Below are 26,055 nucleotides of genomic sequence, written 5' to 3'. Positions count from 1 at the left end.
ACCATGACCCTTTCCCTGACAGCTCCTTCCGGCGCCACGCACCAGATGGCCGACGCCTGGCGTCGCCAGACCTCCTTGCGCCGGCTCTACACCGCCATCGGCGTCGGCCTGCTGTTGGTCGCACTCGGCGGCACCATGTGGTTCGCCGACGATGCCAATGCCGGACACTTCTTCGACCGGCTTCCGCACATACTGGATTTCCTGAGCTGGCTCGTTCCCAAGGACTGGAACGATGTCTGGCGGGCGCTGTTCGACATCGCCTCCCCGCATGACACCGGCACGCAGGAATTCAACTTTCCGCTCGGCCGCGCCTATGTCTGGGGCGGCTTCTACATCCCCGAATATTTCGAGCTGATGCTGACCACGCTTAACGTGGCGCTGGTCTCGACATCAATTGGTTTCGTCTTCGCCGTGCCGTTCTCCTTCATCGCGGCGCGCAACCTGACGCCGCATCCGCTGCTGCGGCTTGTCGTCAAGCGCTTCATGGAACTGCTGCGGGCTTTTCCCGAGATCGTCATCGCCGGCCTGTTCGCGGCCATCGTTTCGATAGGTCCGATCGCCGCCATCATCGCCATCGGTCTGCATTCGATCGGCGCGTTGGGCAAGCTGTTCTATGAGATCAACGAGAACATCGACATGCGCGCCGAGGAAGGCCTGCGGGCCGTCGGCGCCAACTGGTTCGAACGGGTACGCTTTGCCGGCCTGCCGCAGGTGCTGCCCAATTTCATGTCCTATACGCTGCTCAGGATCGAGATCAACGTGCGCATCTCCACCATCATGGGCGCGGTCGGCGGCGGCGGCATCGGCGAGGAGCTGAAGCTGTCGATCTCGCGCGGCTTCGGCGCCAAGACGATAGCCTTGGTGCTGCTCCTGTTCACGACCATCTTCATCGTCGACCAGTTCTCCGCCTGGCTGCGCCGCAAGCTGGTCGGCGAACAGGCCTTTGTGATGAGCGCCTGATCATGACCGCCGCCGAAATCCAGTCGATCGAGGAACGCTTCCCGCAAGTGTTCCGCCGGCCGTTCCACAAGCGTTTCGGGCCGCTGCTGCTGCTTGGCGGCATCTTGCTCTACCTGCTCTACGCGCTGTGGTTCTTCAATCTGCCGCAAGTGCTGCGGGAATCGCATTGGGAGCGGCTGCCGCTGTTCCTGACCCAGTGGATCAGTTACGACGTGCAGCCGATCTTCCGCCTCGACGAGCCGCAGATAACGGCCAAATACCCCCGCTTTTCTGTACTCGGCCCCAATCCCCACCCGGATTGGGTCAAGACCAACGCCGACGGTTCGGTGACGGTCCTGATCGACGGCACGGCGAAGTCGGTCACCTTCGACAAGGCACGAGCAACGATCGTCGCCGCTGGGACGAGCGTGGCGGTGGCGCTGGACAGCGGCAAGCCGCTGGTCTCGGGACCTGTTCCCGACTGGGTCACCGTGCATGAGGATGAGGTCGTCGCCGACATGGGCTTCGCCGGCGAGGTCCGCGTCGCCCCCGATCGCGTCAGGATCCGCAAGCGCTTTCTCGGCTGGGCGAACTTCGTCTTCGACACACGCTCGCCCTTCTTCGGAAAATCCGCCGGCGAGGTGGTGTCACTGATCACGTCGGGCCCCGAGCTGAAAGCGGGCACCTCCAATCTGGCGCTCGCCGGCAACAACATCTGGAACAATGCGCAGTGGCAGCATGGCGATGTCTGGACAAAGCTGTTGCAGACCATCGTCATGGCCTTTCTCGGCACCGCGCTCGGCGGCATCGTCGCCTTCCCGCTCGCCTTCTTCGCCGCCCGCAACATCACCCCCAACCGGCTGGTAAACCAGCTGCTCAAGCGCTTCTTCGACTTCATGCGCTCCATCGATATGCTGATCTGGGCACTGTTCTTCACGCGCGCCTTCGGACCGGGTCCGCTGGCCGGCAGCGCCGCGATCTTCTTCACCGAGATCGGCACGCTCGGCAAAACCTATTCCGAGGCGCTGGAGAACATCGATGACAAGCCGCGCGAAGGTGTTGTGTCGACAGGCGCCAACCGTCTTCTGGTGCAGCGCTACGGCGTACTGCCGGAAGTGGTGCCGGTGTTCATCAGCCAGACGCTCTATCAGTGGGAATCCAACACGAGGGGCGCAACCATTATCGGCGCCGTCGGCGCCGGCGGCATCGGTCTGAAACTGTGGGAAGCGATGCGCACCAATTCGAACTGGGCCAACGTCTTCTACATGGTGCTGCTGACGCTGGTCGTGGTCTTCATCTTCGACAACATTTCCAATTTCCTGCGCCGCAGGCTGAGCCGGACGATTCACGACTACAACAGGTTGCAGGCCGAGCAGGGCTAACCTTGTGACGCATAAGCACGGGCATCGTATGGTGCCGCGCCAAGGGTCGACCCCCACTCCGTCGAGCTGCGCTCGACACCTCTCCCCCGATCGACGGGGGAGAGGAAAGGCGCCAGGCCGTCCCACGCCTGTCCTCTAGGCCGACGCTTCTTTCTATCCCCGGCCACCGGGTCCCTTTCCTCTCCCTCCGGAGGGCTCCGGAGGGAGACAGGTGGCTCGGCGAAGCCGAGACGGAGTGGGGAACCACCTGGAAACCGCCGCGAACGCAACTGGAAAATGGGCCAGGCGCAATCAACGCCTCGCCTTGCGCCAAGGGTCGCCGACGCAGGTCTTGTTCGCGTCACTATCGCCCGACCAAGGCACCTAGGCGGCCTTCTTCCACCCGTTCTTGATATGCTTATATCCATCCCGATAAACCGCTTCCGGGCTCTCGGAAAAATCGCGCCACACCTTGGTCGCCGCCGCGAGATCCTTCAGCGAACGTCCAAACGCCTCGATCGTCAGCCAGTCGTCATAGCCGCTCTTGCGGATGGCCGAGAATGTTTCCTTCCAGGGGATGTTGCCACGACCCGGCACGCCGCGATCGTTCTCCGATATATGGATATGCACGACATTCCTGCGATGCTTCGTATAGGCGCCGATCGGGTCGGCCTCCTCGATATTGGCGTGGAAGGTGTCGTACATCGCCTTGATGTGCGGCCGGTCGATGGCATCGATATGCTCCGACAGGTCGGCCATCGTGTTGAGGAGATAGCATTCGAAGCGGTTGAGCGCCTCGAGCCCGATGGTGACGTTCCGCTTGCCGGCATGATCGCCGATGGCGCGCTGCGAGGCGACGGAACGTTTCCTCTCGGCCGCGGTCGGCCCGGACCCGGAAAAGGCGCCGAGTGTCGAATGCAGCGGGCCGCTCAAAGTTCGGGCGCCGAGGGCATCTGCACAATCGATCGCCCATTTCATGTAGTCGACGCCGGCCTTGCGCGTTGCCACATCGGCCGAGATCAGGTTCATCGCCGGATCGCCCATCGCTGAAACGGCGGTCCGTTCAAGCCCTATGCGATCGAGCAACTCGCCGAGTTTTCTGTAGTCGTCCGGCATACCGGCAAAGATCGGTATCTCGACGCCGTCGAAGCCGGTGGCCTTGATGTCGCGAAGCAATGGCTCGTGCTTCTTCGATACGGCCGTCGTCCACAAGAACATGCACATGCCGATTTTCATCGACGCCCCTCCCCAAAATGATCCCCCGCGAGGTCAATTTAAAGTTTCGTCCACGCTCCATTCTTCTTCGACGATTTCACGCAGGCCTCGATGAAGGCCATGCCCTCCACGCCGTCCTGAATGGTCGGGAACACGACGTCCTTGGCAGGCTTGCCGCCCTTGCGCCGCGCGGCGCGGATGGCGCGCGCGGCCTCCTGGTAGATGTTGGCGAAGCCTTCGAGATAGCCTTCGGGATGGCCGGAAGGAACGCGGCTGACACGGCCCGCAACCGGCAACGCGCCGGCACCGTTGCGGGTGATCAGCTGCTTGGGCTGGCCGAACGGCGTATACCAGAGATAGTTCGGATCGGCCTGCACCCATTCCAGCCCGCCCTTCGAACCATAGATGCGCAGCTTCAGCCCGTTCTCATGGCCGGGCGCCACCTGGCTTGCCCAGATCATGCCTTTTGCCGCATGCGTCTTGCCGACCGGCTTGAAGCGCAGCATCACGTTGACATTGTCGTCGAGCTGCCGTCCCGGCACGAAGGCGTCGAGATCGGCCGACAGCGTGTCGAGTTCCAGCCCGGAGACAAAGCGGGCAAGATTGTAGGCATGCGTGCCGATGTCGCCGAGCGCGCCGCCGGCACCGGCCTGCTTGGGGTCGGAACGCCACGCCGCCTGTTTTTGACCGGTGGCGGCAAGGTCCTCCGTCAGCCAGTCCTGCGGATATTCCGACTGCACGATGCGGATGTCGCCGAGCACGCCCTTGGCCACCATCTCGCGCGCCTGGCGGATCATCGGATAGGCGGTGTAATTGTGGGTCAGCACGAACACCTTGCCGGTCTTCTCGACGATCGCCGCGAGCTTCTTTGCCTCGGCCAGCGTCGTCGCCAGCGGCTTGTCGCAGATGACATGGATGCCGGCTTCAAGAAACGCCCTGGCCGCCGGCACATGCACATTGTTCGGAGTGACGATGGCCACCGCCTCGATGCCATCCGGGCGCTTTGCCTCGGCCTTGGCCATCTCGGCATAGGACGCGTAGCTGCGCGAAGGGTCGAGCCCGAGCTCGGCGGCAGAGGCCTTGGCGCGCGCCGGATCGGACGACAGCGCGCCGGCGACCAGCACGAACTCATTGTCCATGCGCGCCGCGATCCGGTGCACCGCGCCGATGAAAGCGCCTTGCCCGCCACCGACCATGCCATAGCGGATCGGGCCGCCTCCCGTTTCCGACTTCGATGCACCAACCATGTCGTCTCCCTCGTGTCTGAGATACCTCCCCCTCGAGGGAGAGGGAAAACCCGCGCTAGATTCCCATCATGGCGCGCAGCACCTTCTTATCCGTGGCACCGCCGGCGAAATCGTCGAACGCCTTCTCCGTCACCCGGATAATGTGGTGCTGGATGAAGGGCGCGCCTTCGGCCGCGCCATCTTCCGGATGCTTCAGGCAGCACTCCCACTCCAGCACCGCCCAGGAATCATAATTGTACTGCGTCAGCTTGGAGAAGATGCCGCCGAAATCCACTTGTCCGTCGCCGAGCGAGCGGAAGCGGCCGGCGCGGTTCGTCCAGCTCTGGTAGCCGGAATAAACGCCTTGCCGCCCGGTCGGATTGAACTCGGCGTCCTTGACGTGGAAGGCCTTGATGCGCTCGTGGTAGATGTCGATGAATTCGAGATAGTCGAGCTGCTGCAACAGGAAGTGCGACGGATCGTAATTGATGTTGCAGCGCTTGTGGCCGCCGACCGCGTCGAGGAACATCTCGAACGTCGCCCCGTCGAACACATCCTCGCCGGGATGGATTTCGTAGCCGACGTCGACGCCATTGTCCTCGTAGACATCGAGGATCGGCTTCCAGCGCTTGCCTAGTTCTGCGAACGCCTCTTCGATCAATCCGGCCGGCCGCTGTGGCCAGGGATAGAGGTAGGGGAAAGCCAGCGCGCCGCTGAAGCTCACCGAGACGTCGAGCCCGAGATTGCGCGACGCCTTGGCCCCGAACTGCATCTGTTCGACCGCCCATTGTTGCCGCGCTTTGGGGTTGTTGTGCACCGAAGCCGGCGCAAAGCCGTCGAACTGCGCGTCATAGGCCGGATGCACCGCCACCAATTGCCCCTGCAGATGCGTCGATAGTTCGGTGATCTCAACGCCGGCGTCGGCACAGATGCCCTTCACCTCGTCGCAATAGGCCTTGGAAGACGCAGCCTTTTGGAGGTCGAACAAGCGCGCGTCCCAGGTCGGGATCTGCACGCCCTTATAGCCGAGACCGGCCGCCCATTTTGTGATCGATGCAAGCGAATTGAACGGCGCTGCATCGCCCGCGAACTGCGCCAGGAACAGTCCAGGGCCCTTCATCGTCGTAGGCATCGGCATCCTCCCTCATTGTTGTCGCGCCCGAGCATAGCGCCGATTGAAGACAGGGCCAGCCACTTTGGTCTGTTCTCAACGGTCACTTGCATGCATTGTCATTCTGGTATTACCAAACGTGGCGATTTGGTCAAGCCTTGCCACTCACATTCAGAGCCTTCCACTGTGCCACGGGAGGGCAGCATAGTCCAATATAATCAATGGAGTAATCCAGACATCAAGTTGCCATCGCACAGTTCTTGCCGCGCGTGGGAAATTGCTGTAGACCTCGTCTTGGGCCCAATTGGTCGAACCAGTTTGCGAAGAAATGCTGGAACGCCCTGGGGAGGAACCGTCCGTCACATCCGGTGACGGCATGTTGCAGGCGAACCATTAGGGACGATCCGGGAAGGACAGACCATGCATCTTTCGACGCACAACTGGATGCGCGCGGAACCGTTGGAGACGACGCTCAAGCGCATCAAGAAATTCGGCTATGAGTCGATCGAGATTTCCGGCGAGCCCGACCAATACAAGACCAAGGAGACGCGCGCGCTCCTGAAGGAGCACGGCATACGCTGCTGGGGCGCCGTGACCTTGATGCTGGGCGAACGCAACCTTGCCGCCCGGGACCAGGGCCAGCGCGAGCGCTCCGTGCAATACGTCAAGGACGTGTTGACCATGGTCAGCGAACTCGACGGCGAGATCATCACGCTGGTTCCCGCGACCGTCGGCAAGGTCGTGCCGGACGGCACCGAGGAAGAGGAATGGAAGTGGGTGGTCGATGCCACCAGGGAGTGCTTCACCCACGCCAAGAAGGTCGGCGTCAAGATCGCGGTCGAGCCGCTCAACCGTTTCGAGACCTACCTGTTCAATCGCGGCGCCCAGGCCTTGGCGCTGGCCGACGCGGTCAGCCCGGAATGTGGCGTCTGCCTGGACGCCTACCACATCCATATGGAGGAATTTAACGTTTACGACGCGATCCGTAAGGTCGGAAAGCGCCTGTTCGACTTCCACGTCGCCGACAACAACCGCTTCGCCGCAGGCCTCGGCCAGATCGATTGGCCGAAGATCGTCGCGACCTTGCGGGAGGTCGGCTATGACGGGGCGCTGACCAACGAGTTCGTCGCGCCTGTCGACCGCACCCCGGCCGCGCCCTACCCCGACATGGTCGAACGCCACCCGGTCGACATCTCGCCCGAGCAGCTCAAATTCATCCAGGATCACGGCTCCAGCGTGCTGACGGAAAAGTTCTACACCGACCAGATGCGGATCACTGCCGAAACGCTGCTGCCGCTGATCAAGTAGCCGATCCGATTGGGAATGAGCCCTCCCGCCATCCGGCGGCAGGGCCGGGGAAGACCATGCGCATCAAAAGCGTCCAGGCCTGGTGGATTCGCATACCGATCGAGGCGGCCAAGCAGCACCGCAGCGATTTCGGTCAGGTGACGACCTTCGACGCCGCCATCCTGCGCATCGAAACCGATGACGGGCTGGTCGGCTGGGGCGAAGGCAAGAACGCCGCCGGCAGCGCCGGCAGCTATGGTGCGCTCGTCCATATGCTGAACCGCGAGGTCGGGCCGCAGCTCGTCGGCCGCGATCCGGCCGATATCGGCATCATCTGGGAAATGCTCTACAACGGCGTGCGCCACGACAGCGCGGCGCGCGCCGGCCATGCCATGCCGCAGCTGGCGCGGCGCGGCATGAGCGTGGCCGCCATCAGCGCCGTCGACATCGCGCTCTGGGACATACTGGGCAAATCGCTCGGGCAGCCGGTCTGGCGGCTGATCGGTGGGCGCAAGCTCGATCGCATGCCGGCCTACGCCTCGGGTGGCTGGGCGTCCGCCGACGCGATCGGCGACCAGCTCAAATCCTATGTCGCCAGGGGCGGCTTCAAGGCGCTGAAGATGCGCATCGGCGCCATGGATGGCGCCGCGCATGTGTCGGCCGCTCGCGTTCGCGCCGCCCGTGAGGCGCTCGGCCCCGACGTCGAGTTGATGGTCGACGCCCATGGCACCTATACGGTGGCGGAGGCCAAGCGTTTCATCCATCTCGCCGGCGATCTCGACCTTGCCTGGTTCGAGGAGCCGGTGATCGCCGACGACAAGTCCGGCCTTGCCGAAGTCCGTGCCTCCGGTGCCATACCGATCGCCACCGGCGAAAGCGATGCGACCCGCTATGCCTTCCGCGACCTCGCCGTGCTCAAGGCCGCCGACATCTTCCAGCCCGATCCCGCCTTCTGCGGCGGCATCAGCGAGGCCATGAAGATCGGAACCATCGCCAGCGCCTTCAACCTGCGCTTTGCGCCGCATCTATGGGCCGGCGCGCCCTGCTTCTTCGCCGGGCTGCATGTCTGCGCCGCCTCGCCGTCGAGCTTCACCGTCGAATACTCGCTCGGTGCCAATCCGATGATCCACGACCTTGTCGAAGAGACTGTCGAAGCCAGGGACGGTATGATAGCGATCCCCGAAAAGCCCGGATTGGGATTCACCATTTCGGAGCGATTCCTGGAGGCGCACGCGCAACGCAATTGACGATGAAAGAAAACAACCTTCTCGCGGAGCTTGCCGCCTATCTGTTCTCCCATTCCGACAAGGAGACGGGCCGAACCCCGTCGGAACGCGAACTGGCGGAGCATTTCGGCGTCAGCCGCGGCCAGATCCGCGAAGCGCTGGCCATTCTCGAGGCCATGCGCATCGTCGAGCGCAGGGCCAAGTCCGGCATCTATATCGACACCAAGCAGGCCAGCGTCGAGGCGCTGGCGCTGTTCGCGCGCGCCGGCCTGCCGCTCGATCCCTTGCAGATCTACGAGACGGTCGAATTGCGCAAGATCCATGAGATCAAGGCGGCCGAACTTGCATGCTCGCGTGCCACCGAGGAGAATTTCGAACGGCTGCGCGAGATCCTGAAGGCCTCGGAAGAACGCATCGCGGCAGGCGAAGGCCTCGCCAAGGAGGACCGCGAATTCCATCTCGAGATCGTGCGCGCCACCAAGAATGGCGTCTTCCACAACATCTGCAGCGTTTACTATTTGATGGGCGAGCAGCGCCTGCCGATCTACTTCAACGATCCGGAGCGCAGCGTGCGCTCGCATGCCGAACACATCCAGATATACGAGGCGCTGCTGCGGCGCGACGGCAATCTCGCCCAGGCGCTGATGAGCGCCCACCTGCAGGGCGCGGAAAGCTACTGGAAGGGGCTGATCGAAGGCCTCGGGGCGGCGCCGCAAAACCCGACGCTCGAACAGGCCTGACGGGGATGACGCGCATCCTGTCGACGCACAGACTGCATCCGCGCGCCGCGGCCATGCTGGCGGGGGCGGGTGAGCTTGTCGTCGCCTCGGCCATCGATCCGGGCACGCTGGCCGCCGAGGCGAGGAATGCCGACATCGTCATTGTGCGCGCGCCCCTGCCGCCCCTGCTGTTCGAGGGTGCCACCAGGTTGCGGGCAGCGATCCGCCATGGCGCCGGGCTCGACATGATCCCGATGGAAGCAGCGACCGCGGCAGGTGTGCTGGTCGCCAACGTGCCGGCGGTCAACGCACGCTCGGTGGCCGAGCATGTGATGTTTGCAGCCCTCGCCCTGCTTCGGCAGTTTCGTGTCGTCGACCGCGACCTGCGCGCCAAGGGCTGGCTTGCCGGTCGCGAGCACGCCAATTCCAACATCGAGCTCGCCGGCAAGACGATCGGCATCGTCGGTCTCGGCGCCGTCGGACAGGCCGTTGGCCATATCGCCGCGCATGGGTTCGACCTGAAAGTGGTCGCAACGACCCGCAGCATGCAGCCGGCGCCGGACAAGGTCGGCTTCCTGTCGATCGACGCGCTGGCCGAGCAGAGCGACATCATCGTCCTGTGCTGTCCGCTGACGCCGGAAACGCGCGGCCTGATCAGCCGCGAACGCATATCGCGCATGAAACCCAACGCGCTGCTGATCAACGTGTCGCGCGGGCCCGTCGTCGATGACGACGCGCTGATCGAGGCCTTGCGGGAGCGCCGCATCGGCGGTGCCGCGCTCGACGTGTTCTCGACGCAGCCGCTGCCACCGGATCATCCCTATTTCAGCTTCGACAATGTCGTCATCACCCCGCACATGGCCGGCATCACCGAGGAATCGATGATGCGCATGGGCGTTGGCGCGGCCGGCGAGGCCCTGCTGGTGCTGGCAGGCAAATTGCCGGTCAATCTGCGCAACCCGGAAGTGGTCGGGCACTATCGGCGACGGTTTCCCGCCGACAGCTAGACCATCGCCGTTTCGCCCCAATTCTTCGCGACGCTGGAGCCATGTCCGTTCTCCGCCTCGCATTCCTTTGCCTTGCCACCACTTCAGCGGGCCTGCTGCCCTCGCTCGCCGCGGCCAAAAGCAGCTATGTCTATTGCGACAACGGGCTGCGCTGTTTCAAGGCTCCCTGCCCATCGAACAGCGTGCTCGACCTCGCCACCGGCAAGATCATCAAGGGCGTGTCGATCGACACCGGCGGATTGCCGACGAAGGACAAGGCGATGGTCGAGGCCTCGGATGCGCTCTCTGCCGGCAAGATTGTCGTCAGGGGATCGATCGAGCGACGCACCCAGACCATCACCGGCAAGCAATACAGCCTGCCGTGGCTGATCGCGACGGCCGTCGAGCGCGCCGCCAAGGACAGCGAACGCAAGCACTGCTCTTCACACTGACATTCGGTTCAGTCCCGATCAGCCGCCCAGCAATCTCTCCACTTCAGCGGCGATGCTCAGCAGACGGCGGTCATGGCCGTGGCGCGCCACCAGCATCAAGCCGGCCGGCAGCGCCATGCCTGGTATCGGCAGCGAGATCGCGCAGAGATCGAACTGGTTGGCCACCTGCGTGTTGCGCAGCAGCAGGCCCTCCGTGCGATCGCGCAGACCGGCATCTTGCGCCAGGGAGACGATGGTCGGCGCCGTCACCGGCGTGGTTGGCAGGGCCAGCACATCGACCGACGTCAGCCGCTCATCCGTGGCGGCGGCCAACGCAGCACGGCGACGCAGTGCCCTGATGTAAACCGGGGTCGGCAGCATTGCCGCCCGCGACAAGGGTCCGCTCACATGCGGGTCAACCGGCACCGGAGCGCCTGCCGCCAACCAGTCTGCATGCACTTCAGCCCCTTCCATCGCGGCGATCGAACCACGTTTTGTGAACGCGCGAAGGTCCGCGATCAGGTCGTCGATCGACAGGTCCGCGACCCGTGCGCCGGCCTGCTCGATCTTGCCGAGGCAGCGCTCGAACGCTGCTGCCACCGCGCCTTCAGTCTCTCCGAAAAGCACGCCGCGCGGGAGACCGATGCGCAACCCCGCAAGGGCGAGTGGCGCCGGCAGCGCCAAGTCCTCGCCCGCCATCACCGCATCGGCTGCGGCGCATTGCGCCACGGTGCGGGCGAGCGGGCCGACCGAGTCCAGCGTGGCCGACAGTGGAAAGGCGCCTGTGAGCGGCACCCGCCGCGCCGTCGGCTTGAAGCCGACGACACCGTTAAGTGCCGCCGGAATACGGATCGATCCGCCAGTGTCGGAACCGATGGAGATTTCGCTCGTCCCCTCGCCGACGGAAACGCCGGCGCCGGAGGAAGAGCCGCCGGGAATGCGGTCGGCATCGGTCGCGTTGCCAGGCGTGCCATAGTGCTGGTTGTCGCCGATGGCGGTAAAGGCGAACTCGGTCATGTTGGTCTTGCCGATGATCACCGCGCCGGCTTGCCGCAGCCGGCGCACAATCATGGCGTCGCCAATTGCCGGCGCAGCATCCTTGAGCAGCAGTGATCCGGCCGTGGTCGCCTCGCCGCAGACATCGAACAGGTCCTTGATCGAAATGATCGTTCCGTCGAGCGGTCCGAGCCTCACGCCGGCCCTCCGCCGCGCGTCGGCGGCATCGGCTGCGGCTCGCGCGGCTTCGGTATAGAGTTTCGTGAACACACGTTCTTCACCGGCACGGGCGGCGAGACGCGCAAGGGTAGTTTCCAGGTGATCGCGGACGGATTGCATCTTCGGTGTCGGACTCCGGACCTCTGGGACGTCTTAAGCTTAGCAGCCGGCGCGTGGCGTGCCGAGACTTAACCCGGCGCGGGCGGTTTTGCACCCCTGGCGGACGCAAGGAAGAGAACGATGCTCTACAAAGGCAGCTGTCATTGCGGCAAGGTCGCCTTCGAGTTCGAGGCGGAACTGACCGGAGCCGTGCGGTGCAATTGCTCGATCTGCTCGCGCAAGGGCGCCTTGCTGTGCGCCGTTCCGCATCAGGCGCTGCGGGTGCTGGCCTGGAGCGACGAGATCGGCACCTACACATTCGGCAACTGCGCCATCGCGCACCGCTTCTGTCGCACCTGCGGCATCCATCCTTTCGCCGAGGATGTGCGCGAGGGGAGTGAACGCAGCGCCTATATTAATGTCAACTGTGTCACCGATGTCGATCCGTCCGCCTTGTCGATCTTCGACTTCGATGGGCGTTCAGCCTGAATTTCGCCGGCAGCCTGCCGCGTCTGCCTGTCAGCGACGCCGCCATCGCAAAGGCAACGGCCCGAGAACCATGATGGTTCTCGGGCCGTTGCGCAAGTCAGGGATGGTTGTCGGGAGAGCCTACTCGGCGCGTTTTGGGGCGAGCAGAAACACCACGACTGCCGCCAGCAAAGTCGCCACGCCGCAATAGGCGAAGGCACTGGCGACGCCGGCATGATCGACCAGCAGGCCGCCAAAGACTGCGCCGAGCGCAATCGCCACCTGGAAGGTGGAGACCATCAGGCCGCCGGCGCTCTCGGCTTGATCGGGCGCGGCCCGCACCAGCCATGTCTGCAGCCCGACCGGCACCGCGCCGAAGGCAAAGCCCCAGGCCGCCACGGCGGCGGCGGCGATCGCCGGCGAGGCGCCGAAGACCAGCATCGAGGCGGCGGCCACTGCGATCAGCAGGGGTGCCAGCGCGACGGCGGCCTTGAGATTGCGTTCGGCCAGGATGCCGCCGGCGATATTGCCGAAGAAGCCGCCTATGCCATAGGCCAGGAGCACCAGCGAGATTGTCTCGATGCCGAGCATCGGGATCTTCTCGAGGAAGGGGCGCACATAGGTGAAGCCGGCAAAGTGCCCCGAAGCGACCAGCAGCACGACCAGCAGCGCCACCCTGATGGACGGGCGTTCCAGCACCTCGAGCAAGGTGCGGAAACTTGCCACGCCCATCGGCGGCAGCTTCGGAATGGTGGCGACCTGCACCAGCAACGCCAGCGCGGCGACGACGGTGGCGATCATGAAAGCCGTGCGCCAGCCCCAGATGTCGCCGACATAGGCCCCGACAGGGGCGGCAGTGACGGTGGCCAGCGAAACGCCGGTCAGGATGATCGACATGGCGCGCGGCATCAGCCGCATCGGCACCAGCCGCAACGCCATGGCCGCCGACATAGCCCAGAAGCCGCCGAGTGCAACGCCGAGCACGACGCGGGCAAGCAGAAGCATGGACAGCGACGAGGCAAAGGCGGCCAAAAGGTTCGAGGCGATCAGAAACGCGGTCAGCATCCACATCACCAGCCTGCGATCCATGCGCCGTGTCATGATCGCCATTGTGGGGGCGGCAATGGCGCCGACGATCGCGGTCGCGGTGACCGCTTGTCCCGCAACGCCTTCGCTGACGCCGAGATCGCTCGCCATCGGCGTCAACAGGCTGGCGGGCAGGAATTCCGCCGTAACGAGACCGAAAACACCAAGCGCCAGCGAGACGACGGCGCCCCATGCCGGCTCGGTTCGTTCCTCCTGATCGACAGTGTTCAATAGGGCGGCGTCGACGACGCCCGTCGCGGGTTCGGCCATGGTCAGTCTCCGATGAAGTTGCAGCGCAACATTTGGCTGCACTGCAACATAGGGAGTGACGACCTGGAGTTTCCATGCTAGAAACACCATTATGTTTGACCGTTCGTCCAAAATTTCGACCACTGGCGATCCGCTGACCGACATATTGCGCGGGCTGCGTCTCGACGGCGTCGACTACGCCCGTTGCGAAATGCGGGAGCCTTGGGGCATCCAGTTTCCGGCCCAGGCAGCGGCGCGATTCCACTTCATCGGCCGCAAGGGCTGCTGGCTAATGCAGCCCTCGGGCGAGTGGGTCGAGCTCAAGGCGGGCGACGCGGCACTGCTGCCGCGTGGCGCAGCGCATGTGCTGGCAAGCGAACCGGGCACCAAGGCTTGGCCGATCCAGGGCTACGCGGCCGAAGAAGTCTGCAAGAACGTCTATTGCATGTCCAATGAAGCCATGTGCCCCGATGGTCGCTGTCCGGGCACGCTGCTGTTTTTCGGCAGCATGTACTTCAACATCGATGGCCTGCATCCCCTGCTCGGCATGATGCCTGATGTCATGCGCGCGCATGAACTCGAAGCTTATGAGCCGGGTATTCCGCATCTCCTGGACTCGATGGCGCGTGAAGTGACGATGGAGCGCGTCGGCTCCGGCGGCATTCTGGCGCGGCTCGCCGACGTCCTTGCCGCCACCGTGATCCGCTCATGGGTCGAGCGCGGCTGCGGCGATTCAAGCGGTTGGATCGCGGCGGTCAGGGATCCCGACATCGGGCGCGTTCTGGCCGCCATCCATCTCGAACCGGACCGCGACTGGACCGTCGAGGCGCTCGCCAGGATGATGGGCGCCTCGCGATCGGGCTTTGCCGAGCGTTTTGCCACCATTGTCGGCGACACGCCGGCCAGGTACGTCACCCAGGTGCGCATGCACCAGGCCCGACAATGGCTGGTGCGCGATCGCCAGAAGATTTCCGTCGTCGCCACACGCCTGGGTTATGAGTCGGACGCCGCCTTCAGCCGGGCCTTCAAGCGCGTCATCGGCTCGGCTCCCAGCCACCTGCGTGCCGAGGAACATGCTGAGATCCGCCAGGCCGGCTGAAGCGGCAGGCCGTGACTCCAGGCTGGAGCAATTCCGTCCGGAATTGCCCGAAGAGGTACAGCAGTTCAGCGTTTCCGTGGGACGCTGAACTGCTGTAGGAATCGGCATGGACTTGACCTCGCCCAACGACACTGTGCCGGCCCCGGGGGGTGCGTTGACCGAGATGTTGCGCGCGCTGCGCCTCGAGGGCGTCGACTATGGCCGCTGCGAACTGGGCGCGCCTTGGGCCGTGCTCTTTCCGGTGCAGAAGGCGGCGCGGTTTCACTTCATCGGCCGTGCCGGATGCTGGCTGCTTTCGCCACCAGGCGAATGGATGGAACTGAAAGCCGGCGATGCATTGCTGTTGCCGCGCGGCGCCGAGCATATCCTTGCCAGCGCACCCGGTGTACAAGCCGAACCGCTCGAAAGCTACAGCGTCGAGCCCCTGCAGGACAATGTCTACGCCGTCTCGAACGGCGGCCATGGTGCAAAAACGCTGCTGTTCTGCGGCAGCATGCACTTTAACCACGATGGCTCGCATCCACTGCTGGCCATGATACCGGATATGCTGCGCGCGAAGGAGCTGATGGCTGGCGAGCCAGGCATCCCGCATTTGCTGGAAGCCATGGCCGACGAGGCGACGAGGAACCGGGCCGGCTCCGGCATGATGCTGGCGCGGCTGGCCGATGTATTGGCCGCAGCCATCATCCGCTCCTGGGTGGAGAACAGCGCCGGTGACATCACGGGTTGGATCGCGGCGATCAAGGATCGGGGCATCGGCCGCGTGCTGGTCGCCATTCATCGGCAGCCTGACAGGAACTGGACCGTCGAAGCGCTGGCCCGCGAGATGGGCGCCTCACGGTCGGCTTTTGCCGAACGTTTCACGGCCGTCGTCGGAGAGACACCGGCAAAATATGTCGCCGGGGTACGCATGCATCAGGCAAGGCGGTGGCTCGAGGAAGAAGGGATGCGGGTGTCGGTGATCGCCGCCAGATTGGGCTACGATTCGGAAGCGTCGTTCAGCCGGGCCTTCAAGCGCATCGTCGGCAGCGCGCCCAGCCATTTGCGCGCCGCGGGCGGCGCCTCGGGAAAAGGCTAGATCAACGCTGTTTGCAGTGGCGATTTCCGGCCTGGATGAATTGCCAAGTGTTCCGGACAGAATGCCATTCCCGGCTTGGCCATTTGCAATAGCTTGTCATCCAACAGACGAGCGCTGGCGGCAGTCGGCCCGAAGAGGAGAAGCGATGCCAAATCACTTAAAAATCCTGACGCTGGCCGCAATGCTCACTGTCCCCGGCCGTGCCTCCGCCCTTGAGGACAGCTATCTGCCGGCCAACAAGATTCCCTATGTTTCTGAGGCGCCGGACCAACCGCAGCGTCTCGGACCGCTATGGGGAGAAAGGGTCAAGGGCCCCGCGGGTACCTTGCTGAAAGTCCCGGGCAACTGGCACGCCCCTGTTCATGCGCACACCGCCGATTATCGCGCCGTGGTGATCCAGGGCCTATGGGCGCACTGGCAGATGGACGGCGGCGAGGCGAGCAAGGTCGAGCTGCCTCCCGGATCCTACTGGACCCAGAAGGCCAATGAGATGCATGCCGACGCCTGCCTCTCGGACACGGAATGCGTGATCCTGCTGATCAACACCGAGCCCTATGAGACCTATCTGCCGAAGTAGAGGTGCGGGACGGCTGTCCGGCCGGCATTGCTGCGGGGGCTCAGAACTCGGGTTAACAAGACCTGACCACAGCCAGTCCCGCTGTGCCAGTTTCCCATGATAGGAATTTTTTCTTGACTGGGTGAAGGCAACTATGGTAGATATTTGGTTATGGTGCTGAGTTGCGCCAGGGACCCGCCGCACAGGCGGGTTTTTCCGTTCAAGGCTCCATCAACAGCGCGCCGACGAAAGCTCCGAAGGAACCCGTTAGCCCGGATTCGTTGCCCTGCCGCAAGGCGGGCTTTTTGTTTAGGGCGCTGTCCGGAACATCGCAGTAGCGATATTCGCCTCATCCGGCGTGCCGCAAACTCACGCCGCTGCCCTTGTCGAACAGCACCACCTTGTCCGGATTCCAGGCAAAGCGCACCGGCTGCTCGATCGCGACATCGGTCCGCGCCGGCACCGTGGCGCGCAGCGTGGTCTCGCCCACGCGCAGCGTCAGGATCTTTTCCACGCCATGGTTTTCGACGTCGTGGACGCGCGCCTCGACCGGCGCACCGCTCTCGAGATAGACGTCCTCGGGGCGGATGCCGAAGACGAGCGGGCGACCGTCGGTCGCCGCACTCGCCTTGGCTCCCCCTGAAAGCGGCAATTCGAAATTCAGCGGCGCCATGACCGCACGATCGTTGACCACCCTGCCGTCGATGAGGTTCATCGGCGGCGAGCCCACGAAGCTCGCCACATAGGTGTCGCGCGGATTGTTGTAGATCTCATGCGGCGTGCCGGTCTGGACGATGCGGCCATGGTTGAGCACGCCCACCTTGTCGCCCATGGACATCGCCTCGATCTGGTCGTGGGTGACGAACAGGAAGGTGGCGCCGAGCTGCATCTGCAGGTTCTTCAGTTCCGTGCGCAGCGCCTCGCGCAGCTTGGCGTCGAGCGCCGACAGCGGCTCGTCCATCAGGAACACGCGCGGCTTGCGCACGATGGCCCGGCCGATCGAGACGCGCTGCATCTCGCCGCCCGACAGCCGGTCGGTCTTGCGGTCGAGCAGATGCTCGATCCTGAGCGTCCGCGCCGCGCGGTCGACACGGTCCTTGATTTCGGCGTCGGGCAGCCGCCGGATCTTCGGCTTCAGCGGGAATTCGAGGTTTTCGCGCACCGTATAGCGCGGGTAGAGCGAATATTGCTGTAGCACCAGCGCCACGTCGCGCTCCGCGGCGCCCCAGTCGGCAACGTCGATCCCGTCGATGAAGACCTGGCCCTCGCTCGGTTTTTCCAGTCCGGCGATCAGCCGCAGCGTCGTTGTCTTGCCCGCGCCCGTCTCGCCGAGCAGGACGAAGAACTCGCCATCGGCGATGTCGAGGTCGAGCCCGGTCAGGGCCGTGTGATTGCCGAACGTCTTGGAGATGTTCTTGAGCTGGATATGGGCCATCAGAGTCTCACTCCGAGCGACTTGCCGCTCGCCGCGTCGAAGAAATGCGCCTGTGTCGGATCGATCCTGGCGAACACCCTCTCGCCGGGACCTGAAATGAAGCCGCTCTTGGTGCGGGCGCGCAGCATCTTGGAGCCGACTTTCAGGTCGACGATGTCGAACGAGCCGAGCGGCTCGACGATCTGCGTCTCGACCGCCATGAAACCCTCCGCCGCCTCACGGCTGATGAGGACGCCTTCCGGCCTGATGCCGAGTGCCAGCCGGCCGCCCGCATGGCCGTTGAGCTTCGACAGGAGCGCGCGCGGGAATTCGAAACCGGTTGGCGCATCGCCCACCGTCACCGAGGCCGACGAGGCTTTTTCGGCCACCGCCGCGTCGGCCACGTTCATCACCGGACTGCCGACGAATTGCGCGACGAACAGGTTGGCCGGGTGCGAATAGACCTCGTCGGGGGAGCCGACCTGCTGGAGAACCCCCTCATGCATGATGACGATGCGATCGGCGAGGCTCATCGCCTCGATCTGGTCATGGGTGACGTAGATGGTGGTCGAGCCTTGCTTGATGTGCAGCCGCTTGATCTCGGCCCGCATCTCCTCGCGCAGCTTGGCGTCGAGCGCGCCGATCGGCTCGTCCATCAGCATCGCTTTCGGCCGCCGCACCAGTGCCCGGCCGATCGCCACGCGCTGCATGTCGCCGCCCGACAGCGCCGACGGTTTCTTGCCGAGCAGGTCCGTGATTTGCAGCGTCTTGGCGACCGAGCGAACTTCCTGGTCGATTTCGCTCTTGCTCTTTCGCGTGGCGCGCAAGGGAAAGGCGATGTTCTCGTAGACGCTCATATGCGGGTACAGCGAGAACGACTGGAAGACCATGGCGATGTCGCGATCGGCGGCCTTCAGATGCTGGATGGGCTTGCCGTCGATGAGGATGTCGCCCTCGTCGATCGTCTCCAGCCCGGCAATGGCGCGCAGCGTCGTCGTCTTGCCGCAGCCCGACTGACCGAGCAGCACGATGAACTCGTTGTCTTCGATCTTGAGGTTGAGGTCCTTGATGACCTGGACGGCGCCGAAGAACTTCTGGACGCCGCGAAGCTCGATCTGGGTCAATGCTGCGCTCCCGGATTTCGCTGCGGATCGCCTGACTGGCCGGTTCCGGCTTCCTCTTGCGGTGCGATCTTGGAGGTGATGTTGAAGCCGATCAGGCCGATCAGGATGATGGTCAGCCCATAGCTGTGCAGCAGCAAGTTCCAGGGCTGGCAGAGCGCAACGATGCCGAGCACCATCAGCACCTGGCTGCCTGGTTCCAGATATTTCTGGTTGATGGCGCGAAAGCTCATTTGCGGATCGCTCCGAAGGACATGCCGCGCAACAGGTGATTACGAAGCAGGAAGGTGAAGATGGCGACAGGAAGCAGGAACAGGAAAGTGCCGGCGGCGATCACCGTCCAGTCCGGCAGCCCGGAGCCGACCTGGCTCGGGATGAACGGCGGTGCGGTCTGGGCGCGGCGATTGGTCATGATCAGCGCGAAGGCATATTCGTTCCATGCCGTGATGAAGCAGAACACGGCAGTCGCGGCGATGCCGGTGGCGGCTTCGGGCAGCACGATCTTGAAGAAGGCTTCCATGCGCGTATAGCCGTCGACGAGCGCCGCTTCCTCGTACTCCTTCGGGATCTCGTCCATAAAACCCTTCATCAGCCAAACCGAGAACGACAGGTTGAAGGCGGTGTAGAGGATGATCAGCCCGATATGGGAATCGTTGAGGCCGACCGCCCGGTACATCAGGAACATCGGGATCGCCACCACCACGGGCGGCAGCATGCGGGTCGACAGGATGAAGAACAAAAGGTCCGCCTCGCCTTTGACCCTAAAGCGCGAGAAGCCATAGGCGGTGAACGTACCCATGCCGACCGCCAGCACCGTCGAAGTGATCGCGACGATCAGCGAATTCATGAAACGGTTCGGATAGCCCGACCATTGCACCTGGCCCTTGCCGTCGCGCACGATCTTTTCGCCGCCGTCGAAGACGACGCGTTCCCACCAGGGCGCCGCCGCGTATTCTTCCGGCGAAGGCGGGCTGCGCAATTGCGAGCGCTTGGTGAACAGCTTCACGAAGGGCGATATCTCCGGGTGGAACACGACCGTCGGCGGGATGGTGGTGGCAAGGTTGCGCGGCTTGAACGCCGTCGAGGCGATCCAGTAGATCGGTGCCAGGAAGATCACTGTCGCCACCAGCACGGCGACGATTGCGAGGCGGTTGAGGGCGATCTCGGAAGAAGTGCGGACGGCGGCCATCTCAGCGCTCCTTCACTTTGTTGAGATATTTGACGTAGATGTTGGTGATGGCCAGCACCATGATCAGCACGATGTAGGCGAGCGCGCAGGAGCGCCCGGTCTGCCATTCCTGGAACGCCATCTTGTAGAGCCGGATCGAGATCAGTTCAGCCGTCGGCTGGGTGGTCAGGATGTAGGCCAGATCGAAGGTCTTGAACGCTTCCATGGTGCGGAAGATGACGGCGATCATGAGGATCGGCGCGACCAGCGGCAAGGTGATGCGGAAGAAGGTGTAGAACGGACCGGCGCGGTCGATAGCGGCGGCTTCGTAGAGGTGCTTCGGCACCGCCGAGAGGCCGGCCAGCGACAGCAGCATGACGAAGGGCGACCACATCCAGATGTCGGTCAGCGCCACCGCGTAGAGTGCCATCTTGGGGTCGGCCAGCCACTCGAAATTGCCAAGCCCAAGCGCATAGTTGATGACGCCCCATGACGGATCGTAGAGCAGTTTCCAGAACAGGCCGACGACGGCCATCGACAGCATCATCGGCAGCAGCAGCAGGGTCGTCAGCAGCCCCTTCAGCGGAATATCGCGGTTGAGCAGCATCGCCACGCCGAAGCCGACCAGCAACTGTCCGGCGACCGAGATGATCACGTATTTGGCGGTGATCGCGAAGTTGGACCAGACATAGGGGTCGCTGAGCAGGTCGCGGTAGTTCTGCAACCCGACGAAATTCGCCGGCGCGTTGGTCGAGGCGCGGAAATCGGTGAAGGAATAGCCGAGCGAATAGATCAGCGGAAAGATGTTGAAGACGATCAGGAACAGGATCGTCGGGATGATGAAAAGATTGCGGATCGAAATATCGCTAAGGCCACGCGCGGCCGCGCGTGAAGATCTGTCCAGCGTGGTGATCATCGTGGTCGCCAAGACCCTGCTCCCGCTTGAAGAAAAAGAAACGGAGGAGGCATGAGCGCCCCCTCCGTGGGACATGAACGATTATTGGCCGCGGCCGTATTTCTTAAAGGTCGCGTTCCAGTCGGCGGCCAGTGCGTCGAGCGTTTCCTTGGCGGTGCCTTCGCCGCCGATCATGTAGGGATAGACGCGCTGGTTGAGCTGCTGGAGCAGTTCGGCATATTCCGGCACCGCCCAGAAATCCTTCACCTTGAACATGGTCTCGTAGAAGGCCTTGTTGTAGGGCGTCGCATTCTGGAACTCTTCGGACTTGAGCACGGCTGCGCTGCAGGTGTAGCCGCCGAGTGCCGCCCACTTCTTCTGGGTCTCGTCCTTGATGAACCATTCGAGGAACTTCATCGCCTCGTCCTGCTTCTGCGAGTAGGAGACGACGGAGATGCCCTGGCCACCGAGTGCGGCGAACTGGTCGCCGTTCGGCCCGGGAGGATTGGCGAAGAAGCCGGTGTTCTTGGCGTTCGGGTTCGACGCCTCGTTGATCAGCGAGGGGAAGAACGCGAAGTAGTTCATGCTCATCGCGGCCAGGTTTTCGGTGATCGCCTGGTTGTCCTCGACGAAGAACGACTTGGCCCAGCCCGGAGGCGTGAACTTGTAAAGCTCCTTATAGGCGTCGAGCGCGGCGACAGCCTTGTCGGAGTTGATGAAACCGTCGACCTTGTAGGTCGAATAGTCACCCAGTTCGCCGCCATAGGAGAACAGCGCGTTCTCGAAGCCCATCGCCATCGCGTCATAGGAATTGTCGGTGTAGATGGCGATGCCGTATCTCTTCTGGTCCGGCCGGTGGAAGAATTCGGCGATGTCGCGCAGCGCCTTGAAATCCTTCGGCACGTCGAGGTCGTAGCCGTATTTGGCCTTGAAGGCTTCCTTCTCCTTGGGATCCTCGAACCAGTCCTTGCGATAGGACCAGCCGACGGCGTCGCCTTCGAGCGGGATGGCCCAGTACTTGCCGCTGTTGCCAGGATATTCGGCGTAGTACTTCACCGTCGCCGGCGCCATCACCTCGCCGAGCTTGTGCTTGTTGAAGAAGTCGGTGAGGTCGACATAGTGGCCACCGGTCGAGCCGGCGCCGAGCCACTGCGAGTCGCCGACGACCAGATCGTAGGCATCGCCATGAGCGTTGAACTCGGTGAAGGCCTTGGTCTGGAAGTCGGCCCAGGGCGTGGTCTCCACCGTGATCTTGACGCCGGTTTCCTTCTCGTACTCGTTGCCGAGTTCCTGGAGGTAGTTGGCAGGATCCCATTCCGCCCAGAAGATGGTGAGCGATTTGTCCTGGGCGTAGACGGATGTTCCGCAGGCAAGTGTCAAGCCGATACCAGCAAGCAAGCTGGTCACTATCTTGCGCATGATGTTTCCTCCCTTGTGCGCATTCTACCGTATCAAGCGAACCGGCAAACTGGGCCGGCCCTGGTAGTTCCTCCCTTGGTCGCGCCTTCCGGTTTGGAGCCTCCTCGCCCGTCCGGAAATGGATCGCAGCCCTCACTTTCGATCCGCTTTTCTCCTTTGATCTGGTATTACCAATTTTGAAGCTCCGTCAAGCCCTTTCTTGAGCAATGGTGACAGCTCGAAGTCTCGAATTCCAGCCTTATCTGCCTGTTTTTCCTAAATTTTCCTACTCATTGATAGACATCGGCCTTGTTCATGCTTCAGCATTGCGGTTAATATCGGCAACCAGTATGCAAATCTGGTAGAACCAGATACCTGCTATTTCGTGACCCTTGTTGGTTGGCTTGCCTGTGCTTCGGACACTGATTCCGCGATCGCCGCGCGCACCAGGGCGACCGCCGCCCACTGGGCAACGGACATCGTCCGGCGACCGTCCAGTCCCCAGATGTCCTTCAGCACGATAAGCACCTCGACGCCGAAGATCAGCGACAGCGCCTGCGCCAGCCGCTGAAGGTCGCGCGGCGGCAGCCGGCCATTGAGCGGAGCGAGCGCGTCCTGAAGCAACTCGACGCGGTGGCCGCGCTTGAAGGTCGGTTCGCTGCCCAAAGTGCCGGCCTGGCGCCGCGCCCACTGATCGAGCGACAGTTTCAACGCCGCCTTGAATGTGGCCTCGAAAGCCTCGATGCGCGGCATGGCCGTATCGAAGAGCTCGGCGACGCGGCGCTCGGCATCGGCAGAGGTGGATTTCCAGGTGAGGATCGGCCCGAGCCCCTCGTTAACCACTGCCTGCACCAGTGCCGCCTGGCTCGGAAAATACCGGTAGGCGGTGGCGCGGGACACCTGCGCCGCCTCGGCAACCTCGCTGACCGAAGGTGTTGCGCCTGCCTGCATCAGCCTCGTCGCCGTCTCCAGCATCAGCCGTTTCGTGCGCGCGCGCGGTCCACGCTCTGGTCCCCCGGCGGTGTCGTCGCTTGCTGCGGCGTGTTGACGTGAGACATCCATACCAATATGATACGCGCGTCTCAAAAAATTGCAATGACCTCCTCGTTTTCGGAATGGCTAGGTTGACGCTCTGTAGAGCACTGAGCCTCTGGGTGACTTGGACCGGCAGAGGGAGGCATCGATGAAGCGCATTTATGTGGTGGGCACCGCGGACACCAAGGGTGAGGAACTCGCCTTCCTGGCCGACGCGATCGCCGCCACGGGTGCCGCTGTCTGCCGGGTCGACGTCGGAACGCGCGGCGCGAGCGTGCCGGTCGACATTGCCGCTGAGGATGTGGCAGGCCACCATCCCGGCGGGCGAGACGCGGTGCTCGCCGGCGATGACCGCGGCACCGCGGTCGCCGCGATGGGCATTGCCTTCGCTCGCTTTGTCCAATCGCGAAACGACATTGCCGCCATGATCGGCATCGGCGGCGGCGGCGGCACGTCGATCATTAGCGCAGGCATGCGCGCGCTGCCGCTCGGCCTGCCCAAGATCATGGTCTCGACGCTCGCTTCCGGCGACACCGCGCCCTATGTCGACATCTCGGACATCATCATGATGCCGTCGGTGACCGACATGGCCGGGCTGAACCAGCTCTCGCGTGTCGTTCTGCACAATGCGGCCCAGGCGATATCGGGCATGGCCGCCAGACCGCCGCCGCCGCCCGAGGGGAAGCCGTCGATCGGCCTCACCATGTTCGGCGTCACCACGCCGTGCGTGACGGCAATCGCGGATCAGCTCCGTTCGACCTATGACTGCATGGTCTTTCACGCCACCGGCACCGGCGGCCGCAGCATGGAGAAACTGGCCGACAGCGGCCTGCTGTCCGGCGCCATCGACATCACCACCACTGAGGTCTGCGATCTCCTGTTCGGCGGCGTGCTGCCGGCGACGGAGGATCGTTTCGGTGCCGTTGCCCGCACCGGCCTGCCTTATGTCGGCTCGGTTGGCGCGCTCGACATGGTCAATTTCTGGGCGCCTGCGACCATTCCGGACCCTTATCGCGGGCGGCTGTTCTACGAGCACAACCCGAACGTCACGCTGATGCGCACGACGGCGCAGGAATGCCGCAAGATCGGCGAGTGGATCGGCACAAGGCTCGCCCACTGCAAGGGGCCCGTGCATTTCCTTATCCCGGAGAAAGGCGTCTCGGCGCTCGACATCGAAGGCGGCGCCTTCTTCGACCCGCAAGCCGATGCCGCCCTGTTCGAAGCCATTGAGCGCAGGATTAAGCCGAACGCGACGCGCCGGCTGACACGCCTGCCGCTGCACATCAATGATCCCCGATTCGCCAAGGCCGCGGTCGCGGCTTTCCTCGAAATCGCCAGACAGTGAGATCCAAGACATGCCGGCAATACCGCGCAAGGACATACTGAAGAAATTCAGGGGGATGATCGACAAGGGCGTGCCGATCGTCGGCGGCGGCGCTGGCACCGGCCTGTCGGCCAAGGCCGAAGAGGCCGGCGGCATCGACCTCATCATCATCTACAATTCCGGCCGCTACCGCATGGCCGGTCGCGGCTCGGCCGCCGGCCTGCTTGCCTATGGCAATGCCAATGAGATCGTCAAGGAGATGGCCTACGAGGTGCTGCCGGTGGTCAGGAAGACGCCGGTGCTGGCTGGTGTCAACGGCACCGATCCGTTCGTCATCATGCCGCTGCTGCTCTCCGAACTGAAGACGATGGGTTTTTCCGGGGTGCAGAATTTCCCCACCATCGGCCTGTTCGACGGCAGCATGCGACAGAGCTTCGAGGAGACCGGCATGGGTTTTGGGCTCGAGGTCGACATGATCGCCGAAGCCCGCAAGCTCGACCTTCTGACCACGCCCTATGTCTTCAACCCGGACGAGGCGCGCGCCATGACCAGGGCCGGCGCCGATATCGTCGTGGCTCATATGGGCGTGACGACGGGGGGCTCGATCGGCGCCACCTCTGCCAAGTCGCTCGACGATTGCGTGGTCGCCATCGACGCGATCGCCGAAGCGGCCCGTTCGGTGCGCAAGGATGTCATCCTGCTTTGCCATGGCGGACCGATCTCGATGCCGGACGACGCCCGCTACATCCTCGAACGCTGCAAGGGCCTGCACGGCTTTTATGGCGCGAGCTCGATGGAGCGGCTGCCGGCGGAAGCGGCGATCGCCCGGCAGACCGCCGATTTCAAGGCCGTTACGCTTGGCGGCCTGAAGACGACCACGAAGAAAAAGAAGGGATCATGAGAATGACCGACAAGAGCAAGGTGTTCGTCTACCCGAAGGATGTCAGCGCCTTCGGATTCGACTGGGGAAAATTGTCGCTGACGGTCGCTCCGGAAGTGAACGGCGCGACCCGCTTTTCCGGCGGCGTCGTCGACCTGCCTTCCGGCAAGGGCCATACCCGTCATAACCATCCGGGCGCGGAAGAAATCATCTTTGTCATTTCGGGCCATGGCGAGCAGATGGTCGAGGACGAGCAAGGCAATCCGGTGGTCGAGAAGGTCGGCCCCGGCTGCACCATTTACGTGCCGGAGAGCCGCTTCCACTCGACGCTCAACACCGGCGACGGGCCGATGCAGCTGTTCGTCGTCTATTCGCCGGCAGGGCCGGAACTGGGATTGCGCGAACTGCCGGATTTCAGGTTGCTGCCGGCCGGGAACTTCCCTCGCTCGCGACTTTGAGGCGCCCTTCC

At 63.5% G+C, this 26,055-nt stretch carries 26 protein-coding genes; 14 read left to right on the top strand and 12 right to left on the bottom strand.

Going from position 1 to position 26,055, the window contains the following annotated elements; translation table 11 throughout:
* Positions 1-3 precede the first annotated feature (3 nt).
* Together phnE (FJ428_RS12765) and phnE (FJ428_RS12760) are read left to right on the top strand one after the other, a co-directional pair.
* Positions 4-960 (top strand): phosphonate ABC transporter, permease protein PhnE, encoded by a 957-nt coding sequence (gene phnE, locus FJ428_RS12765; protein ID WP_140558348.1) that lies wholly within the window; start codon positions 4-6, stop codon positions 958-960.
* 2 nt (positions 961-962) lie between these two features.
* Positions 963-2,321, top strand: a complete 1,359-nt coding sequence (phnE, locus tag FJ428_RS12760) for a phosphonate ABC transporter, permease protein PhnE (RefSeq protein WP_140513797.1) — start codon at positions 963-965, stop codon at positions 2,319-2,321.
* A gap of 363 nt (positions 2,322-2,684) precedes the next feature.
* On the opposite strand, the gene FJ428_RS12755 is transcribed toward phnE (FJ428_RS12760), so the two are convergent.
* The 3 genes from FJ428_RS12755 to FJ428_RS12745 are packed head-to-tail and all read right to left on the bottom strand — an operon-like array spanning position 2,685 to position 5,873.
* The gene (locus FJ428_RS12755; protein WP_140879527.1) at positions 2,685-3,536 is read right to left on the bottom strand and encodes a sugar phosphate isomerase/epimerase; all 852 of its coding nucleotides are present in this window, start codon (positions 3,534-3,536) and stop codon (positions 2,685-2,687) included.
* A 38-nt stretch (positions 3,537-3,574) separates the two neighbouring features.
* The gene (locus FJ428_RS12750) at positions 3,575-4,762 is read right to left on the bottom strand and encodes a Gfo/Idh/MocA family oxidoreductase (RefSeq protein ID WP_140500376.1); all 1,188 of its coding nucleotides are present in this window, start codon (positions 4,760-4,762) and stop codon (positions 3,575-3,577) included.
* Between the two features lie 55 nt (positions 4,763-4,817).
* The gene (locus FJ428_RS12745; RefSeq protein WP_140513799.1) at positions 4,818-5,873 is read right to left on the bottom strand and encodes a sugar phosphate isomerase/epimerase; all 1,056 of its coding nucleotides are present in this window, start codon (positions 5,871-5,873) and stop codon (positions 4,818-4,820) included.
* A 399-nt stretch (positions 5,874-6,272) separates the two neighbouring features.
* On the opposite strand from FJ428_RS12745, the gene FJ428_RS12740 reads away from it, so the two are divergent.
* Genes FJ428_RS12740 through FJ428_RS12720 form a run of 5 tightly spaced genes read left to right on the top strand, consistent with a single transcriptional unit; the run spans position 6,273 to position 10,522 of the window.
* Positions 6,273-7,160 carry a sugar phosphate isomerase/epimerase gene (locus tag FJ428_RS12740; RefSeq protein WP_140513800.1) on the top strand — a complete coding sequence of 296 codons (888 nt, stop codon included), beginning with the start codon at positions 6,273-6,275 and terminating at the stop codon, positions 7,158-7,160.
* Positions 7,161-7,216: 56 nt separating this feature from the next.
* Positions 7,217-8,386, top strand: coding sequence for a mandelate racemase/muconate lactonizing enzyme family protein (locus tag FJ428_RS12735; protein WP_140500381.1), 1,170 nt, complete (start codon positions 7,217-7,219; stop codon positions 8,384-8,386).
* Between the two features lie 2 nt (positions 8,387-8,388).
* On the top strand, positions 8,389-9,105 hold the full coding sequence (locus FJ428_RS12730) for a FadR/GntR family transcriptional regulator (protein WP_140513801.1): 717 nt from the start codon (positions 8,389-8,391) through the stop codon (positions 9,103-9,105).
* 5 nt (positions 9,106-9,110) lie between these two features.
* Positions 9,111-10,091: a hydroxyacid dehydrogenase gene (locus FJ428_RS12725; RefSeq protein WP_140879526.1), complete on the top strand. Its 981-nt coding sequence runs from the start codon at positions 9,111-9,113 to the stop codon at positions 10,089-10,091.
* A gap of 41 nt (positions 10,092-10,132) precedes the next feature.
* Positions 10,133-10,522, top strand: a complete 390-nt coding sequence (locus tag FJ428_RS12720) for a hypothetical protein (protein ID WP_140522584.1) — start codon at positions 10,133-10,135, stop codon at positions 10,520-10,522.
* 18 nt (positions 10,523-10,540) lie between these two features.
* Here FJ428_RS12720 and FJ428_RS12715 read toward each other — a convergent pair whose 3' ends face one another.
* The gene (locus tag FJ428_RS12715) at positions 10,541-11,836 is read right to left on the bottom strand and encodes an amidase (RefSeq protein ID WP_140879525.1); all 1,296 of its coding nucleotides are present in this window, start codon (positions 11,834-11,836) and stop codon (positions 10,541-10,543) included.
* 120 nt (positions 11,837-11,956) lie between these two features.
* Between FJ428_RS12715 and FJ428_RS12710 the strand changes: the two genes are divergently transcribed.
* Positions 11,957-12,304: a GFA family protein gene (locus FJ428_RS12710; protein WP_140650464.1), complete on the top strand. Its 348-nt coding sequence runs from the start codon at positions 11,957-11,959 to the stop codon at positions 12,302-12,304.
* 120 nt (positions 12,305-12,424) lie between these two features.
* Here the strand turns inward: FJ428_RS12710 and FJ428_RS12705 are convergent, their stop codons facing one another.
* Positions 12,425-13,639, bottom strand: coding sequence for an MFS transporter (locus FJ428_RS12705; RefSeq protein WP_140879524.1), 1,215 nt, complete (start codon positions 13,637-13,639; stop codon positions 12,425-12,427).
* Between the two features lie 91 nt (positions 13,640-13,730).
* Between FJ428_RS12705 and FJ428_RS12700 the strand changes: the two genes are divergently transcribed.
* The 3 genes from FJ428_RS12700 (at position 13,731) to FJ428_RS12690 (ending at position 16,372) form a co-directional block, all read left to right on the top strand.
* The gene (locus tag FJ428_RS12700) at positions 13,731-14,717 is read left to right on the top strand and encodes an AraC family transcriptional regulator (RefSeq protein ID WP_140879523.1); all 987 of its coding nucleotides are present in this window, start codon (positions 13,731-13,733) and stop codon (positions 14,715-14,717) included.
* Positions 14,718-14,823: 106 nt separating this feature from the next.
* Positions 14,824-15,795 (top strand): AraC family transcriptional regulator, encoded by a 972-nt coding sequence (locus tag FJ428_RS12695; protein ID WP_140879522.1) that lies wholly within the window; start codon positions 14,824-14,826, stop codon positions 15,793-15,795.
* 145 nt (positions 15,796-15,940) lie between these two features.
* Positions 15,941-16,372, top strand: a complete 432-nt coding sequence (locus tag FJ428_RS12690) for a DUF4437 domain-containing protein (RefSeq protein ID WP_140879521.1) — start codon at positions 15,941-15,943, stop codon at positions 16,370-16,372.
* 328 nt (positions 16,373-16,700) lie between these two features.
* Here FJ428_RS12690 and FJ428_RS12685 read toward each other — a convergent pair whose 3' ends face one another.
* The 7 genes from FJ428_RS12685 to FJ428_RS12655 form a co-directional block, all read right to left on the bottom strand.
* Positions 16,701-17,786: an ABC transporter ATP-binding protein gene (locus tag FJ428_RS12685; protein ID WP_140513807.1), complete on the bottom strand. Its 1,086-nt coding sequence runs from the start codon at positions 17,784-17,786 to the stop codon at positions 16,701-16,703.
* Complete coding sequence (locus tag FJ428_RS12680; protein WP_140500402.1) at positions 17,786-18,889, bottom strand: ABC transporter ATP-binding protein; 1,104 nt, start codon at positions 18,887-18,889, stop codon at positions 17,786-17,788. The genes FJ428_RS12685 and FJ428_RS12680 overlap by 1 nt, the downstream gene beginning before the upstream one ends.
* Entirely contained in the window at positions 18,886-19,119 is a 234-nt protein-coding gene (locus FJ428_RS12675) for a hypothetical protein (RefSeq protein WP_140513808.1), read from the bottom strand. The genes FJ428_RS12680 and FJ428_RS12675 overlap by 4 nt, the downstream gene beginning before the upstream one ends.
* The gene (locus FJ428_RS12670; RefSeq protein WP_140879520.1) at positions 19,116-20,075 is read right to left on the bottom strand and encodes a carbohydrate ABC transporter permease; all 960 of its coding nucleotides are present in this window, start codon (positions 20,073-20,075) and stop codon (positions 19,116-19,118) included. The genes FJ428_RS12675 and FJ428_RS12670 overlap by 4 nt, the downstream gene beginning before the upstream one ends.
* A 1-nt stretch (position 20,076) precedes the next feature.
* Positions 20,077-20,982 (bottom strand): sugar ABC transporter permease, encoded by a 906-nt coding sequence (locus tag FJ428_RS12665; RefSeq protein WP_140500408.1) that lies wholly within the window; start codon positions 20,980-20,982, stop codon positions 20,077-20,079.
* 69 nt (positions 20,983-21,051) lie between these two features.
* On the bottom strand, positions 21,052-22,368 hold the full coding sequence (locus FJ428_RS12660) for an ABC transporter substrate-binding protein (protein WP_140500410.1): 1,317 nt from the start codon (positions 22,366-22,368) through the stop codon (positions 21,052-21,054).
* Positions 22,369-22,725: 357 nt separating this feature from the next.
* Positions 22,726-23,409: a TetR/AcrR family transcriptional regulator gene (locus tag FJ428_RS12655; RefSeq protein ID WP_140879519.1), complete on the bottom strand. Its 684-nt coding sequence runs from the start codon at positions 23,407-23,409 to the stop codon at positions 22,726-22,728.
* A 121-nt stretch (positions 23,410-23,530) separates the two neighbouring features.
* On the opposite strand from FJ428_RS12655, the gene FJ428_RS12650 reads away from it, so the two are divergent.
* Genes FJ428_RS12650 through FJ428_RS12640 form a run of 3 tightly spaced genes read left to right on the top strand, consistent with a single transcriptional unit; the run spans position 23,531 to position 26,044 of the window.
* Positions 23,531-24,727, top strand: a complete 1,197-nt coding sequence (locus tag FJ428_RS12650; RefSeq protein WP_140879518.1) for a Tm-1-like ATP-binding domain-containing protein — start codon at positions 23,531-23,533, stop codon at positions 24,725-24,727.
* A gap of 10 nt (positions 24,728-24,737) precedes the next feature.
* A complete protein-coding gene (locus FJ428_RS12645; RefSeq protein ID WP_140500416.1) occupies positions 24,738-25,607 on the top strand; it encodes a phosphoenolpyruvate hydrolase family protein in 870 nt (289 codons plus the stop codon).
* A gap of 2 nt (positions 25,608-25,609) precedes the next feature.
* Complete coding sequence (locus FJ428_RS12640) at positions 25,610-26,044, top strand: cupin domain-containing protein (RefSeq protein WP_140879517.1); 435 nt, start codon at positions 25,610-25,612, stop codon at positions 26,042-26,044.
* Positions 26,045-26,055 lie beyond the last annotated feature (11 nt).

The sequence above is a fragment of the Mesorhizobium sp. B2-8-1 genome, assembly GCF_006440955.1.
GTDB lineage: Bacteria > Pseudomonadota > Alphaproteobacteria > Rhizobiales > Rhizobiaceae > Mesorhizobium.
The sequence above is the reverse complement of the archived record's forward strand: the minus strand, read 5'-3'. Positions and strand labels throughout refer to the sequence as shown.